Origin of the sequence: Methanohalophilus euhalobius (assembly GCF_900215215.1) — an archaeon.
Lineage (GTDB): Archaea > Halobacteriota > Methanosarcinia > Methanosarcinales > Methanosarcinaceae > Methanohalophilus > Methanohalophilus euhalobius.
Genome location: NZ_OBDR01000001.1, coordinates 63,134 through 82,112 on the forward strand (window position 1 = coordinate 63,134; position 18,979 = coordinate 82,112).

The 18,979-nt window shown below is 39.1% G+C and carries 16 protein-coding genes; 5 read left to right on the top strand and 11 right to left on the bottom strand.

The features are described 5' to 3' along the window. Positions 1-428 precede the first annotated feature (428 nt). Positions 429-773 (bottom strand): PRC-barrel domain-containing protein, encoded by a 345-nt coding sequence (locus tag CP947_RS00340; RefSeq protein ID WP_096711297.1) that lies wholly within the window; start codon positions 771-773, stop codon positions 429-431. Positions 774-1,027: 254 nt separating this feature from the next. Here CP947_RS00340 and CP947_RS00345 point away from each other — a divergent pair, with 254 nt between their 5' ends. From CP947_RS00345 to CP947_RS00355, 3 genes are all read left to right on the top strand, one after another. Beyond that, complete coding sequence (locus CP947_RS00345) at positions 1,028-2,632, top strand: ATP-dependent DNA ligase (RefSeq protein ID WP_241646005.1); 1,605 nt, start codon at positions 1,028-1,030, stop codon at positions 2,630-2,632. Between the two features lie 79 nt (positions 2,633-2,711). After that, entirely contained in the window at positions 2,712-4,424 is a 1,713-nt protein-coding gene (gene polX, locus CP947_RS00350) for a DNA polymerase/3'-5' exonuclease PolX (RefSeq protein WP_096711298.1), read from the top strand. Between the two features lie 586 nt (positions 4,425-5,010). Then, the gene (locus CP947_RS00355) at positions 5,011-5,247 is read left to right on the top strand and encodes an amphi-Trp domain-containing protein (protein WP_096711299.1); all 237 of its coding nucleotides are present in this window, start codon (positions 5,011-5,013) and stop codon (positions 5,245-5,247) included. A 320-nt stretch (positions 5,248-5,567) separates the two neighbouring features. On the opposite strand, the gene CP947_RS00360 is transcribed toward CP947_RS00355, so the two are convergent. From CP947_RS00360 to CP947_RS00390, 8 genes are all read right to left on the bottom strand, one after another. Beyond that, positions 5,568-6,005, bottom strand: coding sequence for a universal stress protein (locus tag CP947_RS00360; protein ID WP_096711300.1), 438 nt, complete (start codon positions 6,003-6,005; stop codon positions 5,568-5,570). Positions 6,006-6,201: 196 nt separating this feature from the next. Next, a complete protein-coding gene (locus tag CP947_RS10610; protein WP_206631056.1) occupies positions 6,202-6,444 on the bottom strand; it encodes a C-GCAxxG-C-C family protein in 243 nt (80 codons plus the stop codon). Then, positions 6,431-6,619 (bottom strand): hypothetical protein, encoded by a 189-nt coding sequence (locus tag CP947_RS10615; protein WP_206631055.1) that lies wholly within the window; start codon positions 6,617-6,619, stop codon positions 6,431-6,433. The genes CP947_RS10610 and CP947_RS10615 overlap by 14 nt, the downstream gene beginning before the upstream one ends. A 263-nt stretch (positions 6,620-6,882) precedes the next feature. Next, positions 6,883-8,418, bottom strand: coding sequence for a type I restriction-modification system subunit M (locus CP947_RS00370; RefSeq protein ID WP_096711301.1), 1,536 nt, complete (start codon positions 8,416-8,418; stop codon positions 6,883-6,885). Between the two features lie 30 nt (positions 8,419-8,448). Further along, positions 8,449-10,683: a GmrSD restriction endonuclease domain-containing protein gene (locus tag CP947_RS00375; RefSeq protein ID WP_096711302.1), complete on the bottom strand. Its 2,235-nt coding sequence runs from the start codon at positions 10,681-10,683 to the stop codon at positions 8,449-8,451. A gap of 27 nt (positions 10,684-10,710) precedes the next feature. Next, complete coding sequence (locus CP947_RS00380; RefSeq protein ID WP_096711303.1) at positions 10,711-12,699, bottom strand: restriction endonuclease subunit S; 1,989 nt, start codon at positions 12,697-12,699, stop codon at positions 10,711-10,713. After that, complete coding sequence (locus CP947_RS00385; protein WP_132130882.1) at positions 12,677-14,161, bottom strand: hypothetical protein; 1,485 nt, start codon at positions 14,159-14,161, stop codon at positions 12,677-12,679. The genes CP947_RS00380 and CP947_RS00385 overlap by 23 nt, the downstream gene beginning before the upstream one ends. A gap of 39 nt (positions 14,162-14,200) precedes the next feature. Further along, positions 14,201-16,957, bottom strand: a complete 2,757-nt coding sequence (locus CP947_RS00390) for a type I restriction endonuclease subunit R (RefSeq protein WP_096711305.1) — start codon at positions 16,955-16,957, stop codon at positions 14,201-14,203. 220 nt (positions 16,958-17,177) lie between these two features. Here CP947_RS00390 and CP947_RS00395 point away from each other — a divergent pair, with 220 nt between their 5' ends. Then, positions 17,178-17,981, top strand: coding sequence for a hypothetical protein (locus tag CP947_RS00395; RefSeq protein ID WP_128754602.1), 804 nt, complete (start codon positions 17,178-17,180; stop codon positions 17,979-17,981). Between the two features lie 62 nt (positions 17,982-18,043). Further along, on the top strand, positions 18,044-18,193 hold the full coding sequence (locus CP947_RS11095; protein WP_241646002.1) for a hypothetical protein: 150 nt from the start codon (positions 18,044-18,046) through the stop codon (positions 18,191-18,193). Between the two features lie 117 nt (positions 18,194-18,310). On the opposite strand, the gene CP947_RS00405 is transcribed toward CP947_RS11095, so the two are convergent. Together CP947_RS00405 and CP947_RS00410 are read right to left on the bottom strand one after the other, a co-directional pair. Then, on the bottom strand, positions 18,311-18,610 hold the full coding sequence (locus CP947_RS00405; RefSeq protein ID WP_096711307.1) for a carboxymuconolactone decarboxylase family protein: 300 nt from the start codon (positions 18,608-18,610) through the stop codon (positions 18,311-18,313). Between the two features lie 66 nt (positions 18,611-18,676). Next, complete coding sequence (locus CP947_RS00410; RefSeq protein ID WP_096711308.1) at positions 18,677-18,886, bottom strand: DUF1059 domain-containing protein; 210 nt, start codon at positions 18,884-18,886, stop codon at positions 18,677-18,679. Positions 18,887-18,979 lie beyond the last annotated feature (93 nt).

Below are 18,979 nucleotides of genomic sequence, written 5' to 3' on the forward strand. Positions count from 1 at the left end.
GATATTTGTTCTACTATTATCTGAAGTTCACAGTACAGATATAAATTAAAGTGCTAGTTATTTGGATTGATTGTACTGTTCCCTATTTTATCATATCATAAACTACATTGCAAATCATAAGGCTAAAAAATTATTGCTTTTCATTCCATAAATAGAGAGTGTGTCAATGAGAATCATTAATAATAATTTAGGCTAGCCATATGGTACGATCCTTATTTCAACACGTTTGTAGTTGTAATTATTGCAGGTCCTCTATGCCACAAAATTCCTAAATAGCTGTGCCACCCACATCAATATGGGAGTTGAGGGTAGATTATGCAGATATACAAAATTACAGTATTGCACGTATTATTGGTACACTGGATTTTTGATAGGAAAACAAAGTGTAGTGTGAGAAGCACTATCCAATATAAAACTTAACTGGGAGATTATTTCTCCCAGTAAGGAGCAAATCCATATTTTGCATAGACATCCGTCAGCCATTTGCGCTCATTGGACAAAGGCCAATTATCTTTATCAAATCCTTCCGATTCTTCAAGCAGAGACCTGTCGTGATGAAATACAAACCTGTGCTTTCCTTCTTTCAGAGATAATGCTTCCCAGGGAACTGCAAATAACTTGTCTTTGAAGGAAAGGGCTGCATAGGCAACCGTACCAAAGTCAAGGTCAATCATCAGTTCTTCTATATGGCCAATGTCTTCACCGTTTAAATCTTCTACTTTGTCTTTTTCGATTGTACTTGCTGACAAAAATTTAGGTGCACTTCCATTCATTTTTCCCACTCCTATTAAATGAAAGGCATGCGAACAGGATATTCTGATTTCTTATACCTGCGGTTAAACCAGAATGAAACAAATTCTTTCACCACAGCTACAAATCAGCCCCCATACCTTCCATACATTCTTCTTTTTTGATGGTTGTTAAAAGTATCGCCTATATGGGCCATCTAAAGCTATTTCTGGTAGTAAACACAAATTTATACAGGATCTTTTAAGGTGGGGAGGGCATGTAGTCATTTCGGAAACTTGTGAAACTTTATGAAAAATTAGATAATTCTACATCTCATAAGAAAATAATTGAATTGCTGGCAGAGCATTTTCAAAGACTTGAGCCGGCAGAGGTGAAAATAACCGCATATCTTGCACTGGGTACAATAGGTCCCCGTTTTGAAAAAATTGATTTGGGAATTGGAGATAAATATGGTATACAAGCCATCTCCCAGGCCTATGATGTGGATATGGAAAAAGTAGAGATTGCATTTGAGAATCAAGGAGATCTGGGGGATGTGGCTTCTGATCTTAATGATAGACAGCGAAGTTCACTTACACTCAAGTATGTTTTTCAGCATTTTGTGCAGATAAGGGACGTTTCGGGAAAGGGTAGCCAAAAAAGAAAGATAAATCTACTCGCAGAAGTCCTGTCACAGGCCAGGCCTTTGGAATCCAGATATATTATGCGTATTGCACGGGGAAATCTGAGGCTGGGTTTTGGTGAGAAATTTCTTCTGGAAGCTCTGGCTCTGGCCTTTACAGGTAGCCGGAATAATACAGCCAAAGTGGAAGATACATACAATATATGTACTGATATCGGTCAGCTTGGCGAGTCTCTGGCAAAGCACGGGATGAGTTCACTGGGTAAGTTTTCCATTAAGATTGGCAGGCCTGTCCAAATGATGCTAGCCAGCAGGGTAGATACTATGGAGGGGCTGAATGAGAAATTCTCTGCAACCATGGCAGCCGAGGAAAAATATGATGGAGAAAGGGTTCAGGTACATGTGGACAGAGATAATATAAAGGCGTTCTCAAGGCGGCTAACTGATATTTCTGCACAGTTTCCTGATGTCATTGAGGCTGTTCGCGAAAGTGTAAAAGCTGAAAAAGTTGTCTTAGATGGAGAAATAGTTGCCTATAGGCAAGGGGAGTTCCTTCCTTTCCAGGAGCTTATGCAGCGCAGGCGAAAGTATCATGTCAAGGAATATGTGGAAAAAATCCCTGTTGCCGTTTTTTTCTTTGATGTTATATATCTCGATGGTAAATCCCTGATGAATAGGTCTTATCCTGAAAGAAGACAAGTTTTGGAAGAAAATCTCGTAGAGACAGAAAAAGTAAAACTTGCAGGTCGGGTTGTGAGTGCAGATTTCTCCCGGATACAGCGTTTTTTCGATGCTTGTGTGGAGAAGGGGATGGAAGGCATAATTATTAAGTCAGTAAAGGCTAAATCCACTTACAGGCCGGGAAAAAGAGGTTGGTTGTGGGTTAAGTGGAAAAAGGAATATATTGAAGACGTAAGAGAAACCTTTGACCTGGTGATTGTTGGAAGTTATCATGGTAAAGGGAGGCGCAAAGGTTCATTTGGAGCATTGTTATGTGCTGTGCTCAATAAAAGCGAAAAAAGGTATGAAACTCTGGCTAAAGTGGGTACGGGTTTCAAAGATGAAGACTTTGCGGAAATCAACGATCTTCTAGAAAAATATGCCGTTGAAAAACAACCTGTCAACATTTTGGTAGACAGTAATATGCAACCAGATAAATATATTGAACCAGCTGTTGTCATCGAAGTAATTGGTTCGGAGATTACTTCTAGTCCCTCCCATACATCAGGTCAGGAAAATTCAGGGAATGGATATGCATGAGGTTTCCACGTTTCCTTAGAATAAGGTATGACAAAGGCCCAGAGAATGCAACTACAGTTGAAGAGGTGAAACATCTGAAATGATCAATCGGGAAATAGCCAAACTGCTCTATGAGATTGCGGATATATTTGAATATAAAGAAGTAGAGTGGAAACCTCGTGCATACCGCAAAGCAGCCAGAAAAATAGGGGATATGAGGGAAGACATCTCAGGGCTCTACTCAAAAAAGGGCAGGGAAGGATTGGAAAATATTCCCGGTGTTGGGAGCCGTATTGCAGACCACATTGTTGAATATATTGAGACCGGGTCTGTGGAAGAATTTAGAAAGATAAAAAAGCAAACTCCCAGGGGTGCTAGTAATATAATAAAGATTAGAGGGCTTGGTCCTAAAAAGGCAAAAAAACTCATGGATGAACTTGACATACAATCAATACCCGATCTGAAAGAGGCAATTAAAAATCAGGAGATCCGCAAACTTGAAGGGTTTGGAAAAAAGACTGAAGAAAATCTGGATAAAGCAATTTCCCAATACGAAAAAAGCCATGAACGCATGCTTTTACCAAAAGCAATGGATTTGGCTGAAGAAATTATAGCTTATATGGAAGAAAACACTACCCTGAAAAAAATAGATTACGCTGGATCTCTGCGGCGGATGAAGGAAACGATCGGGGATATTGATATACTGGTTGTTGCTTCGGATCCTGAAGAAGTCATGGATGCCTTTGTTAATTTTGAAAATGTGGACGAGGTTGAATCCCGGGGTAAGACACGCAGTACAATAATATTGCAAAACGGCGGTCATGTAGATTTGAGAGTGGTTCCTGAAAGTAGTTATGGAGCAGCATTACAGTATTTTACAGGTTCAAAGGATCATAACATCGAACTGAGAAATCTTGCCCTCTCGAAAGGCTATAAGCTTTCTGAATATGGATTGTTTAAAGAGGATTCCAAAAAAAAGATTGAAGGAAAAAAAGAAGATAGGATCTACGGAAAATTAGGTCTAAATTTCATTCCGCCACAACTGCGGGAAAACAGGGGAGAGCTGGAATGTGCAAAAAATACACTTCCTTCACTGGTGAAATTAGAAGATATCAGGGGTGATCTGCATGTCCATACCTCTTACAGTGACGGTACGGATAGCCTCAATTCTATGATCACACAGGCCGATAAATTGGGATATGAGTATATTGGTATCACTGATCATTCCAGATCCCGCAAGATTGCCGGTGGTTTAGGGACCGATAAGGTAAAAGATCAGTGGAAGGAAATAGATAGCCTCCGCGAGGATTTTGATATAGATATCCTGAAAGGTATTGAAGTGGATATCCTTTCTGATGGAAGTTTGGATTGTCCGGATGACATTCTTGAGGAAATGGATATTGTCGTGGGATCTATTCATTCCGGTTATAAGTCTTCCAAAAAGAAAATGACTGAAAGGATAACTACGGCCCTGCAAAATGAATTCCTGCATGTGCTGGGACATCCTACAAGCCGCAAGATCGGTATTCGGGAAGCATATGATGTTGACCTTGACCAAATCTTCGAAACCGCGGCAGAAAACGGTAAACTTATGGAAATAAACAGCCAGCCCGAAAGGCTTGACCTTAACGACAACCTGATTTTACAGGCCAAAGAATATGACCTCAAGTTTTGCATAAGCAGCGACAGTCATTCCTCTGCACAACTGGATTTCATGAAATACGGTATCGGACAAGCATGCCGAGGATGGCTTACAAAGGATGATATTGCGAACACCTATTCACTGAAAAAACTGAAACGATTAATTGGCTGAAAGTTCCAAAACTTTTCCAAATGCCATTTTACGGGCAGGGATGTTAGGATTATTGTTAAAGAAGGCAATGATAAAAATACATTTCAAGTCCTTCTATCAGTCAAAGTGTAAAGAGGATTTGAGAGCAAAGGGGCCTTTTCCCAATGCTCTCAACTCATACCCCACTCCTCTTTTCAGTCGCAATCCCTATTACGACTGGTTGTGGTGAGAATTGCCTTTCCTCTCACTCCAAATTGATAAATGTGGTCTTTATATATATACAAAATGGCCAGAAATATTGTATGCAATTAGAAATTTTCAATAACATTTTAATTGATTTTTATGTATGTTTAGACTTTAATTAAAATCGACAATAGATAAATGCATATACAATATATGTCTTCGATGGGGGGTTAACGAGGCTTGTGACGGTAATTCCTTTTTCTTGTACACCCATCCCCAATAACACTCATATTTTTCAATATATCAGGTTTTATCTTTTAAGTGCAACAGCGAGGATTAATTTCCCGACTCTTCTTATCAACTATACTATATATCAGGTTATGTTAAATATCATATACTGATTCTTCAAACTTGGAGTGGGAATATGACAGAACCAGAAAAGGAAATTGAAAAGAATTATTCATACAATAAACAGGAACTTATTGGATTTTTGGATGAGTTTAAGAACCAAATTGAGGCTGGAAAAATAGAGATCGGACAAGAATATGTTGAGATACCCGATGGCAACATGGACGTAGAATACGGTTTCAAAATTGAAAAAGGCCAAAAAGATATTGAAATAGAAATAAAATGGAAAAATAAAAAGATAATAGTACTTTGAAAAGATTACATATAATATTATTGTATATTGATGAACAAGGAAATAAACTACATCAGATGCTATAAATTCCTTTCATTGTGATCTGATGGTGAATAAAACAATTTTCATCCTGCATTATACCCTACCCATCCCTATATCTATGTGATTTTTTGGGATATAAGTAGCGGAACGAGGAGTTTTGGACTTTCTTATTTATTCCCGGTATAGTTTAAGGTTTTTTGCTTTAATATTGCTTTAAAAGGTGAGTCTATTTAGTTGATCATGAAAAAAATAGTAAGATGGAAATGTTCCATCTTTGAATTATTTATAGTTTGGTTGTCTTATGGGACGACCATCACAGACGTTTTCGCATGACGTACGACATTTTCTGCTACACTTCCCAATAAGAGCTGGGTTAGACCTGTTGCACCCAGTGTCCCCATTACGATGAGATCTGTATTGTTTTCCTTAGCAAAGTTTACAATCCCCTCAGAAGGGTAATCTTCAATGGTAACTGGTTCTACTTCGACTCCAGCTGCTTTACCCACTTCAACAACATAGTCAGTGGCATCCCTGCCTTCTTTTTCTAAATGGGTACGCGTTCCTTCAGCCCAGCTTTCTCCGCGAACTGCAGCAGAAACACCTACTGGCGGTATGACAAATAGGGCCTTGACCTTTGCATCGGTTGATTTTGCAAGATCTATACCCCAATCTACCGCATTCTTTACATTCTCAGATCCATCAGTGGCGATTAATATGTTTTCAATTTTCTCACTCATTATAATACCCCCGTTTATTATACAGAGAAATAGACTTATATAGTTTATGGTCAAAACACTGATAGAACTGTTAATATAAATTAAATATTAATATAGTATATTTTATATTTTCTTTATAGTTATAAATGAGTTTTTTCTATACACCGGATGACAATAATGTGTATAATCCAAAATGAATTCTATGATTGGTATCCTTTCACAGGGTTGGTTCAATGCCTTCATCCAGCAAGACTTTTGCCGTCCATTTCGCTGCATTTCCCGTTACACTTGGGCATTTATCATCATGCCCTCCAGCTTCTTCAAAAGCTTCAAATTCTTGGGGATCCCACAGATTGTAGGACTTCCCAAATACTTCTTTTTGGATATCATTACAGATGATACTACCATATTCATCAATGAATTCTTCTCTAACTATCCTTGATAATTTAGATGAATCCATCCAGTGAGCCTCCGCCAGCAAGGGAGTGGGACGCCTGGATCACTTCATCATCGATTCCACCAAAAATATCCTGAATTGCGGAAAGAACTGTTTGAGAGCAGTAACCATATTTTCTTTCGTACTCAAAACCTTTATCGTAAGCCCTGTCTAGAATTTCCTGCTCATTTTCGACCATAAAATACCCCCTTTACCAAATAATGTTGTCCTCGCTGTGGATATATATTTTCCTTTCAGTGTTGAGTTGTTTGGTTAGTGTAACCAAATACAATTTCCAAAATGCTGGGTATTCAATAGGATAATTGTAGCATGATAAAATACCAATTCTGTAGAAATTATGTCTAAATTAACAGCCAACAAATCTTGATAATCGTGTGAATATCGAGGATTTCTACAAAGGCTAAATACAGTTCTTATAATTGAACTCAAATCACATTCGTCTTATTCTATCTTCAAATCTCCCGCAGGTTCCCATTCATCTGATTTTTCATTCTGCACATTAACCGTAGTCATAATCTCCTGAAAACTTTCAAGGGCAGATTCCAGATTCTCAACAATTTCATTTGCCAGAATATCCGGTTCAGGCAAATTGTCAAGGTCGGCCAGACTTTCATCCTTGAGCCAGAATATATCCAGGTTGGTTTTGTCGCGTGCTATAATTTCATCGTAGGTGAATCTACGGAAACGTCCCTCTGGATTGTCTTCACTCCACGTTTCTTCCCGGTTGAAACGGTTCTCCGGGTTGTAGCACCTGATGAAATCTTCAAGATCGGAGTATTTCATCGGGTTCTTTTTCAGCGTATGATGTACATTGGTACGATAATCGTAAATCCATACTTCTTTTGTCCAGGGATCTTTAGCAGCCTTTTTTGCTTCAAAGAAAAGCACGTTTGCTTTTACACCGTTTGCATAGAAAATGCCTGTAGGCAGTCGCAGTATGGTGTGCAGGTCGGTGGTTTCAAGAAGTTTCTTGCGTACGGTTTCACCAACCCCGCCTTCGAACAAAACGTTGTCCGGAAGGACCACTGCTGCCTTACCTCCGGCTTTCAACATGGTGCGGATATGTTGCAAGAAGTTGAGCTGCTTGTTACTTGTGGTGACCCAGAAGTCCTGCCTGTTATAGGTGAGGTCCTGCTTTTCAATTTCCCCTACTTCGTTTGTGAAAGTCATGCTGCTCTTCTTACCGAAGGGAGGATTGGTGAGAACGTAGTCGTAGCGTTTCCCTGCGTCGGCAATCAGTGCATCGGTGTTGTCGATCATCGGTTCACCGTCGATCTCACCGATGTTGTGAAGGAAGAGGTTCATCAGTGCAAGCCTGCGTGTTCCGGCCACAATTTCGTTGCCTGAGAAGGTCTGATCTTTCAGGAAACGATTCTGTTCCTGATTCAATCCTCCTTCCCGGTTCTTGAGGAAGTCATAGGCTGCCAGGAAGAACCCACCGGTACCACAGCAGGGATCACCTATGGTTTTGAGGGGTTCGGGTTGCAGGCATTCCACCATGACCTTGATGAGAGGACGGGGTGTGAAATACTGGCCTGCACCGCTTTTGGTATCTTCTGCATTTTTCTGCAAGAGCCCTTCGTATATCTCACCCTTGGTATCCACACCCATCATGACCCAGCTTTCCTTATCGATCATGTCAATGACCTTGTACAGCATTGCCGGGTCACTGATTTTGTTCTGGGCTTTGAGGAATATCTGGCCGAGCATGCCGGGCTTTTTCCCCATTTCCTCAAGCAGCTTCCTGTAATGGGTGTCCAGTTCTGCCCCGCGTTTCTGTTTCAATTCTTCCCACGAGTATTCTTCCGGAATCCCGATATCCCGGTTGTAGGGCGGCTTGTTATACTCGCTGGCCATCTTCAGGAAAATAAGATAGGTCAATTGCTCGAGATAATCTCCGTAACTGACTCCGCCGTCACGCAGGACGTTGCAGAAGCTCCATACCTTGGATACGATGGATGATGTGTTTTCTGACATTGTTGGACCTTTGATGATGCATTTACAGATTTACTTTAAAATTCCTTTAAACCATGCAATTGCAGCTTCGCCATCATGTCTTTCTATTGGACTTACCTCTCTGCTATGCCTTATCGCATTTCTAAGTGTTGATAGTTGCTTGAATCTGGTTTGCAATTGATTTTTATTCTTGAAGTAAGGTTCAAAATGTGGCCAGTTTAATTTAGATGCCATTATATCGTAATATTCAAAGAGGTCAAAATACATTATTCGTTTAGAAAATAGATTAAAATCATTATCTGATAAATGAGGGTTTTTCCTTTTCTCACTTTCAATCCTTTTCTCAACTTTTTCTTGTATATGCCCGGGTGTATTCTTCTGATATGCTTTATGTGAATCTTCAAAAGAATTAACGATAAAACTTCTTAAAGAATTCTCGATGCTCTCTATCTCATTATCCAATTCTTTCAAAGATATGGGGACATTAATTTTTTCTTTTATCAATTGATTTTCTATTGCATTAATAATAGTGTTTTGTCTTTCTCTCAAAAAATCATCCAAATCACTTTTTGTGAATGGCTTTCTCAATAAAATACTTACAGCCTTTTTACTTATCAAATGGGAAGCGAGAACATCATAGACTTTTTCATTATCATTGTTATCAAACATTTCTTTTAAATATTCATTAGGCATCCTGTTGTTTATAATATGCCTATTTGTTGTAGGTGATAGCGGAGTACGGTTTAGAATACGGTTTATGGTTGGAACATTTTCATCCTTGAAAACCGAAGCTGGAACAATGTGATGATCATCAAGGGATTCATATTCTGGTAATTCAAAAGTAGACCAATCTCTTGCTCCATTGATGATAAAAAGATTAAAAATTGCATTATATATAGCAGATCCTTTAGGATTATCGTTTAATAAGTCTATATTTTTATATGTGCTAAAAAACTCCTTTATTACTTCGGGTTTATCGTCTTCATTGTTAAACCACTTTTTGAGATCTTGAAAATCTTTTGCAGATATTGATTCAACGCTACTTGAATAACGGTTTGTGAAGATTGAAGCCCAATACCATTTCCTGATTTTTGCTTGCATATCAAGTTTATTTTTTCCATCACTTTCCTCGACAAAAGCTTTAATGGCTGCAAAAGCCGGAATTATAGATGGATAAGGAACAAAATAAGGATTGATTGCCCCATATTCACGTGGATTTTTTAAAATAGTTATAGTCTTCTTTATCGCATCAACCGAACGGGACCATTTTTGCTTGAAAGTTTCTTCATCTGGTATGAGTACGATTTCATCTTTTGTACGATCTGGTTTCTTAATTGTTTTAGTTGCTCCAGGTACCATGTAATAGAGATATTTTGCCGAGCAATAATATTGTTCCAATATAGACATTACCTGCAAAATGTAAATTTTCATTTTTTTAGGTTTGGTGAATTGTAATTCTTCTTCTGCCTGTTTCCACATTTGCTTTAAATAGATCTCTTTGGGTCTAAGGATGGCATTCAATAGATCAAAAATATCGAGTTTTACACCTTTACTGTTTATCTGAGTAAATATATCGCAAACTTTGGCAATATCAATATCACGATCAAGTTCAATGTAACTGATAAAATACTGGTTGAATAATTCCTCTATTATATCTTTAAATTCTCGTGCATTTTTAACATAAACTGCATATTGATCCCGTTTTAATTCATTTTCGGCATCTACATTTTCGAGCTGGTTGGTCCAATAATCACGATAACCTTTTATCCAGTCACCTGTTCCCCATGTACCTTCTTTCATTTCAGAAAGAGGGAATAAATGATGTTTATATTGTTCTTCCTTATTTTGAAGAATATTAGTATATTTTTTTGATGATGTGTCATAGAAAAAAGCTTCTTCGTATTCTTCATTTAGTAATTTGTTTATGTTAAGGAAATAAACGATTGGGTTTTTTCTTCTAGGGAAGGGTTTTCCCGGATTAAAGAAAGCATAGTAGATAGCTGTCAAACGTTGTTGTCCATCCAAAATTATGTGTTGTGGGTCATTACTTCCTTCAAATCCATAAATCGGTTCACAGCTCAATATCTCGTAATTTTCTTTGCTTCCTTTCCACAACAATAAGGTTCCAATATAATAATCCATGAATATTGAGCGAACAAGTGAAAGAACATCCCATGGTTCCCACTCGAAATCACGTTGAAAATCAGGAATAATATAATGTCCCTTTTTAAGTTGGTCTATGAGGCTTCCTAAATGGACTTTTTCTGCTTTCTCTACATTCTTCATATTAATCTCTCACTTGGTTTTATTGCTTTATTTCGCACCGGCTTTCTCCGCCTGCACCTTCTCCAGCAGCACTTCGGCAGGCTCCCAGTCTGGTGCATTGTGCACTTCTTCCAGTTCCTGCTGGTTGAGCAGTTTCCCCTCAAAGGCCTTTTTCAGGATGCTCTGGCGCAATGCTTCTGCCTTTTCCAGATTCTCTTCGATGTCCTGTTCGACTTTATCGCATACCGATAGGCGGGTTTCGATTTCGCTGACGATGGCTTGTTGTTCTAAAAAAGGACAAAGTGGATATTCAAAATTGCTTAATTGACTTTGATTTATTGATGCCATACCAACTGTTTGTTGAGCATTTCTATTGAAGTAATGATTTGCTGAAAGGAAAAACCAATAATTTACGAGTTTTGAATTGATTTTTGAATTTAATCTCAATCTAATATTTTTACTTTCATAGACTGAAAATTCCATGTTTTCTGGAATTACTGCAGTCTTCCCTACTAACTCTCTACTATTCACTCGATTTACCAATAAATCGCCAGCATTTAACCCATACTCATTTTTTTCATTTTCTGTGAGTATAATTCTTTTAATATCAAACCACTCAATTATTCCATTTTCGATATTGTACATCCTAAGACATGCAGTTCCTTCTTCAGAATAGAACGACTTTTGTTTATAAATTCCATTTTTCATCGATTCAGTAATTTCACCCACTTTTATCCATTTCCATTCTTTAGGAATTATTGGCAATTTCTCTAATTCATTATCTGAAAGAAAGTTACCTCCTTTGACTTTTTTTGGTTTGGAAGGTTTTTTCCCTTTTTTCCCTTTATTTTCCCACTCTTTAACAGCCGTTTTCCATTCATCCAGTTTCCGGTTGTAGCTTTCTTCCCTCTCCTTCTGAATCTGCTCCAGCAATTCTTCCGCATCCGGCAGGTCGGTCTGCTGCTGTCGCCACTGCTTCGTAAGTTCTCCCTCAAATGCCTTCTTCAGCACCGCCTGCCGGTACACTTTGAGCTGCTCCTGTGCCTTTTTGAGGTTGGCGATGCCGTTGTCCAGTTCGCTGAAGAGTTGCTCTATTTTGGAGACGATGGTGCGCTGTTCGGGTAGGGGTGGTAGGGGATATTGATAATTCCAAAGAATCGTAGGATCAACATGAGGCGTTCCTGTTCCCTTTGGTTTTGTATTTATTTCAAGATATTTAGATTTCAAAAAATAATAAGCAAACTTATTTTCTGTAGCATGGAACTTGAGACGCATTAAGGTGCTACCCAATGCACCTTTTATTGCCTTTCCAACATAGCCACTACGGGATCCATCCCAAACCATTAAGAGGTCATCTTCTTCACATATTACACAATTCTCGCCATCAGTATAATATTTTATTTCCCCTTTATCAAAAGCCCTGATATCGATATATGGATATTTGAATACATCAGACGCTTCTGATTGTTGGTTTTTTGGTTTTTTCCCTTTTTGATATATGGCAAAATCGCCTAAACGAACTGTTTTCCATCCGTACTTCTCCTCAGATTTTAAAATATTCTTATTCAGCATGTTTTTTTGCGTATCCAATTTAATGTCCATATCAGTGCGATACTCCTTACCAGATTCCATTAACACCGGCTCGTAATCTCTGAAATAGTCTAAAGGCAGATAATAATAAGATTGAGGTGGTCTAAAGTCCTTTTTTAGCAGATAGGGATTGATTGGTTCGGAGAATTCATGGAGATGGCTAATCTTGATTGCATAACCAATTTCTGAATTCTTAAAATAGTCAAAAAAATCATTTTTGGCAATACCTCCATATTCATGACATTGATCCCATATATTTTTTGGATAATCTTCGATAATGCCGGCAATTTCAAATGATGCAACAATTTTTTTAATCGGTGAACTGGAATATATGAAGACTTTGGTGATGTCTCTTCTTTTAAAAATGGACTTTCGAAACTCGAATTTCTTTTTTCCTTTTAGAATTTCATCAACATATTCTGGTTTAATTGACAGTAAAACGTTCATCGAGTTTGCCACCACTTTTTAGGGCTACATATTGTTCATGGTTTATTTCTGTTATTGATTGAGGGTGGCTCTTAAGAATATCTTTTTCCTTCAAATAGCTTAAGCTTAAGGGATTTGGCAAGTAAAAATGGTGTTTAAATGGAATCACAAAAACGTTTTCCTTTGCCCATCCCATGAGTTCCTCATCGGAATAAACGCTTCTTTTGCCCACAATTCTTTTCAGTTCTGTGGGATCTGTTGTTCTAATTGGATCTTGGTCGACCACACCTATAGCCGTAATTGCTTTTTGATCTTTAGAGCGATAGAACAGAACTATACTTCCCGGAGTTATTTTTGTTATTCTTGAGGACGATAAATAGGCTTTTTTAATTGCATTTCCAGGAACGTTTATTTCTGTATAGTCATCAAAAGTCAACTGTCTTCTGGAATAATCAGGAAAAAGAGTGTCATGATATTCTGGTTTGATTGGAACGATAAATTTTTTGATGCTTTCATCATCTTTAAAACATGGATAATATCTATTAGCAATCGTAAGAGGCTCTAAGCTTGTGTCTTCCACTTTAAATTTTTTCAAATATACATCTTCACCATTGCAGGTTCTCTTTCCAATGTTCTCAAAACCATAATTTCCAATTACATATACTAGAGGATCATCGTTTGTTTCAAAATGGGTGAGGTATATCTCAAAGAAATTGTTATTTATACAGTATTGAAATGCTAATTTTAGGAACAGTTCTCCCATTTTAGAACCGGACAAATCTACCTTTAAAGTTGTTATTTTGACCCGAGGTTTTATAGGTTGAGGAGGAGAGGTGTCTATTGCTTCAGTTTCCTCTTTGAGCATCAGAAATCCCTTTATTTCTCCTTCCTCTTCATATATCCAACATTTACGACTTTGTTTCACACATTTTTCCGTCCACCACTGCTGAAAATCGGTATAATCTCTTTTTAGGGAATTAAAAAAGGGTTGATTAATGTCTATTTCATGAGCATATAATTGTTTTAATAATGTATGTTTGGGTTCATGTCTTTTATATAATCTTTTGAAATAGTCAAGTGCTGAAGAGATCGAAAAAACGCGATGGTCAACATCCAGTCGGAATGCTTTCCTCCTTATTCCTTTGTCTTCTGTAATAATAAAATCTACGAGATTTTTATAAAGTGAATACAGTATTTCGTTATCATTTATGTCATGTGAATTTGAAGGTGTTCCTACTAAAGATACAAATGAATCATCTGGCAGAGGTGGTGATGGTAGTATTGGATAACCACGAAGTTTTGATAGAATCATCTCTCTTCTTTCAGCGTCATTATCATTTTCTATATCCTTGAGAGAAGCAGGATGAATTACTTCTTGATGACTATGTTCTCTGATTAGTGCAAGTAACTCTTGTAGATCTGGAGAAAGAATTTTCGGGTCCTGTATGGGAATCAAAATATTAGTGTCATATAGAATTTTCATGCCATCACACAAATTCATTTATTGAAAGATTATAAGAGCTCAAATCGCCAGTGCCTCATTCAATTCATCTATCATCGTGTTCATCTCATTCCCGAAGAGCTGGTACATCCGGCCACGTCCTCCCAGTGCATCAAACGGGGCATAGTCCAAGTCGTCTATTTCCAGATGGAAACTGGTGGCCACGTAATCCCTGATCATTCGCAGCCAGCCCATCTGGTCCTCATTGAATTTCAGGGTACCGGCCTGCTTATCGAATACCCAGTTCTGGAAATTCCTGCTTACGGTTAAGTCATAGGAAGTCAGTACCGGGTCGATCTCGGTAACCCTGCGGATCAGGGAGATCAGGGCTGTGAGTTCGTTCTTCGGGGAATTCCCGTTGACCTCTTCCAGCTGTTCGTAGGCCTGCCAGACTCTCAACGGAGCCAGGTAGGGCTTCTCAGCTTTTAGTTTTTCCAGCACTTCCTTGATCATCCTGAAAGTGACATCCCTGCGCTGATAGGGCTGGTTATAGAAAATCTGCAGGGCAGTGATCTCCTCCCGGTTTGCCTCCAGATAGGCCTTGAAATCACTCACCACTTCATCAGCCCTGATCACAGCATCCTCATCCCACTCCGCTCTCAGGACCGTATCCGTATTTACAGTATCGATGATCTGCTCATGTACTTTGCGCACATTTTCCAGATACTCATTCAACTGGCCGGTAAAGGTAGCTCTTGCAGTGCTGAATAAATTCCCCCGGGCCTTCTTTCTGGCTTCATCTTCAGAAATTTCCGGCTCTTCTGTCTGAATCGTTTGCGTCTTTGCCTCGATTACATCCGGGTTGTGGGCATTGAGCAAATCCTTAATGGCCTCATTGATTTCTTTCCCGCCGGTCTTCTCGGCAAAGGTTTCCCGCTCCTGTGGTGTAATCTGTTTTTCCAATCTGGCCAGCCGGTTGGCCAGGGAAACATACACATCCTCATCCTCTGCTCCGAAGGTGACCGCTCCAAGCAGATCCTTCATAGGTGTGCCCTTCTTGCGCTCCAGAGACCTGCTGTCGGTCTTCATGGACCTGGTAACACCCACAGCATCCACGATCACAAAATGTGTCTTGGCCGAGATTGACGAGGGAGTCACCTTCTGCAAATCATCAAAATCCAGGGTGCGTGTACCGCGTCCCTTCATCTGCTCGAAATAATTACGGCTCTTCACATCCCTCATGAACATAAGACATTCCAGCGGTTTGACATCCGTGCCGGTAGCAATCATATCCACCGTAACCGCTATTCTGGGATTGTAATCATTCCTGAACTGGGACAGGACGGATTTTGGGTCCTCATCCACCTTGTACGTCACCTTCTTGCAGAAAGCATTCCCCTCTCCGAACTCTTCCCGGACGACCTGAATAATATCATCCGCATGACTGTCCGTCTTTGCAAATATCAGGGTCTTGGGTACCTCTTTTCTGCCCGGGAAAATCTCGGGAAGTTTATTCTTGAAAGTGCGAATTACATTTCGTATCTGGCTGGGATTAACCACATCCCGGTCCAGCTTATTTGAAGTATATGTGAAATCCTCATCAAGCTGCTCCCAGCGTTTTTTGCGGGACAATTTCTCCCGTTTATCGACAAACTCCTCGGCCTTGATCTCTGCTCCGTTTTTAGTGATCTCGGTCTCAATCGTATAAACCTCATAACCCACATTCACTCCATCTGCCACGGCTTCCTCATGGCTGTACTCGCTCACCACATTCTCATTGAAAAAAGCAAAGGTACGTTTATCCGGTGTAGCCGTCAGGCCGATCAGGAATGCATCAAAGTAATCGAGAACCTGCTGCCACAGATTGTATATGGAGCGATGGCACTCATCGATAACCACGAAATCAAATTCTTCTATGGGGACATTCTCATTATATACAACCGGCAGGGGCTCTTTCGATTTCCACTCTTTTTCAGCCGGATTTTCCTCTTCTGATTCCTCGTCCAGTTCTTCATCCTTCAGTATAGAATAAAGTCGCTGTATAGTGGAGATGCAAACCTGGCTATCCGAGGAAATATAATTGGAAGTCAAGCGCTGCACATTGTAAAGTTCGGTAAATTTGCGGTTATCATCATTGGGTACATAGGCCATGAATTCCTGTTCAGCCTGTTCTCCCAGATTACGTGTATCCACAAGGAAAAGTATTTTTTTAGCATCGGCAAACTTCAACAATCTGTAAATGAACGTAATGGCAGTATAGGTTTTTCCCGATCCTGTAGCCATCTGCACCAGAGCACGGGGACGGTTTTTTTTAAAAGATTCTTCAAGATTGTAAATGGCCCGAATCTGGCAATCACGTAATCCATCTGTTTTAAAATCGGGCATTTCAAGGAGTCTTTCCTTTAAACTCTTCTCCTGTTTGAGATAATGTAGAAATGTTTCCGGGCGATGGAATGAGAAAGCAGGCCTGGACCTTGGTTTTGGGTCCCGGTAATCAGTATATCTTGTAACTTTCCCCGTACTTTCATACACAAAAGGGAGTGGTTCATTATTGAGGTACTTCAACTTGCTCGTAGCATATTCAGCTGACTGCTCTTCAACAACAGTGAGGTGGTGCCCCTCCTCTTCCTTTTTGGCCTCGATAACTCCAACAGGTTTTTGATCCACAAAAAGTACATAATCTGCAGGGCCCACCTCGGTCTGGTATTCCTTTATCGCAACACCGGTTGAAGCGTTCCAATCAAGCTGATTCTTAGCCTGTACAGCCCAACCAGAATCATTCAACTTCTTATCTATAAGATCTCTAGCTACCTGTTCGGGTTTTTGGTTGTGGCTCATGCGTTTGATCTCGCTGAAGTAAACTTATTTCTTTAGGATATGGAAATTAATTGTGAATTGGTCTGGATCATTGTATTTATCTATAATATGTTTGTTAATTAAAAGTTTAATGATTTTATGCTGTTTTTGTTGGACATGTTCAGAATTTTGATTAAAAATAATTTTTATATCTTGCCTTCCACATATCTATACCATAGTAATTTATTGGGGTGTGGTCGGTGTGCGGTTAATAAACCTTAAAAAAACATCATTAAAACGAAATCCTCGTATAAATGAAAAATGGATACAGGAGCAAATATCTTCCGATCCTTCAATACTGGGCCTTGGAGATTTGATTCTAAAAGATATAGAACGCAATCATCGAGGTGCTGGCAGGCTTGATCTATTGCTTCAGGACCCTGATTCTTTAAAAAGATATGAAGTTGAAATTCAATTAGGTAAAACAGATGAATCTCACATAATCAGGACTATCGAATACTGGGATAATGAAAGAAAGAAATATCCACAATATGACCATTGTGCTGTGATTATAGCCGAGGATATTACAAGTCGCTTTTTTAATGTAATCCAGCTCTTTAACGGCAACATACCTATTATTGCCATCCAGATGAATGCTTATGAAGTGGAAAACACTGCCGGCATTGCTCTGACTTTCACAAAGATACTGGATGAATTTGAACTTGACCTTATCGATGAAGATGAAGAAGTAACTGAAGTTGTAGATAGATATTATTGGGAAAATAAAGGATCTAAAGAAACAGTGGAACTGGCAGATCGTTTACTTCACTTAATCAAAGAGATCGATCCCACTTTTGAACTCAAATATAACAAATACTATATTGGTTTGACAAAAGACGGTTTGGCAGATATTTTTGTAAGTTTTAAGGCAAGGAAAAGTTACCTTATAATGCGATTAAAACTTGAAGACATCCAAAACGATCTTCTTGAATCAGGCCTGGACCTTAATACGGTTTTAATGAAGATGGACAAAGAATATCATTTCAGGCTGGTCCTCGCTGGTTAAGCGTACATGGTGGCAGCTGTGTAAGTTGCCATGGTGTTGATGGAAAAGGTGGTGTGCCGATAATGATGGGTACTGCAGTGCCTCCTGATATCACCTATGAAGCATTGACTGCTGATGCGCACAATGAGGATGAACATGAAGTTCATTCCGTTTATACTGATGAAACCATCAAGACGGCTATTAAACAAGGAATTGATCCGTCGGGGGAATGACTGGATTATACGATGCCGCGCTGAGACATGTCCGAAAAGGGTCTCAACGACCTGATTGAATATTTAAAGGCCCTGTAATTGACCAAAAAATATATTGAAGGATTATTGCCTGCAATCTCAGACAATATCCTTCAATGCATTTGCAGCAATATGTACACTTCCTACTCCTGAAACATAATTGGCTATTCGTACTGCCTGCATCACTTCTTCCTTTGTAGCTCCGGCATTGATTGCCTGTGTTGCTAGGTTTCTGACTCCGTTCTCAGCTCCTTTCGATGCATCAAGTGCCATTGCAATCAGGAATTTATATTGTAAGGGTATGCCTTCTTCGGAGAATGTCAATTCACCGCCTTGCTCGATTAAACCAAACAGATCTGGATCTGCTTTCTTTATAGTATTGAGGGGATTACCTGTCATTTTGATTGCTCCAGTTATTTTGAATATAAGTATTGTAATACGGATTGATTAATTCAGATAATTAATTTATAGTGCACCACATCCACACCCTCGTCCGGTGAGGGTTGATATCCGGTACTTTATCTCCTTAATCTCATCTTCAGACATCTTTTCCAGTTCTTCTCCATGGACTTGCTTGATGTGGTCAAGCATCTTTTTTTCTACATCTTCCTGTTTGGTTCCTGTAGCCATTAAATTACATTTGAAACCCAAGTCCCTGCATTTGACTATTTTCATTCCTGTGCCCTCCTCTATTTAAAAAAAACATTAATTATCCTATAAACCATTTTTGGTTATACAGAAGAGGAGCGTCAGGTAAAATATTAAATA

Coding starts and splice junctions, on each gene's coding strand:
- CP947_RS00340 (WP_096711297.1), bottom strand. CDS start 773: ATGAATGGAAGTGCACCTAAATTTTTGTCAGCAAGTACAATCGAAAAA.
- CP947_RS00410 (WP_096711308.1), bottom strand. CDS start 18,886: ATGAAAATAGTCAAATGCAGGGACTTGGGTTTCAAATGTAATTTAATG.
- CP947_RS00375 (WP_096711302.1), bottom strand. CDS start 10,683: ATGAAGAATGTAGAGAAAGCAGAAAAAGTCCATTTAGGAAGCCTCATA.
- CP947_RS00380 (WP_096711303.1), bottom strand. CDS start 12,699: ATGAACGTTTTACTGTCAATTAAACCAGAATATGTTGATGAAATTCTA.
- CP947_RS00370 (WP_096711301.1), bottom strand. CDS start 8,418: ATGTCAGAAAACACATCATCCATCGTATCCAAGGTATGGAGCTTCTGC.
- CP947_RS00385 (WP_132130882.1), bottom strand. CDS start 14,161: ATGAAAATTCTATATGACACTAATATTTTGATTCCCATACAGGACCCG.
- CP947_RS00360 (WP_096711300.1), bottom strand. CDS start 6,005: ATGAGTGAGAAAATTGAAAACATATTAATCGCCACTGATGGATCTGAG.
- CP947_RS00390 (WP_096711305.1), bottom strand. CDS start 16,957: ATGAGCCACAACCAAAAACCCGAACAGGTAGCTAGAGATCTTATAGAT.
- CP947_RS00355 (WP_096711299.1), top strand. CDS start 5,011: ATGACAGAACCAGAAAAGGAAATTGAAAAGAATTATTCATACAATAAA.
- polX (WP_096711298.1), top strand. CDS start 2,712: ATGATCAATCGGGAAATAGCCAAACTGCTCTATGAGATTGCGGATATA.
- CP947_RS11095 (WP_241646002.1), top strand. CDS start 18,044: ATGATGGGTACTGCAGTGCCTCCTGATATCACCTATGAAGCATTGACT.
- CP947_RS10610 (WP_206631056.1), bottom strand. CDS start 6,444: ATGGATTCATCTAAATTATCAAGGATAGTTAGAGAAGAATTCATTGAT.
- CP947_RS10615 (WP_206631055.1), bottom strand. CDS start 6,619: ATGGTCGAAAATGAGCAGGAAATTCTAGACAGGGCTTACGATAAAGGT.
- CP947_RS00405 (WP_096711307.1), bottom strand. CDS start 18,610: ATGACAGGTAATCCCCTCAATACTATAAAGAAAGCAGATCCAGATCTG.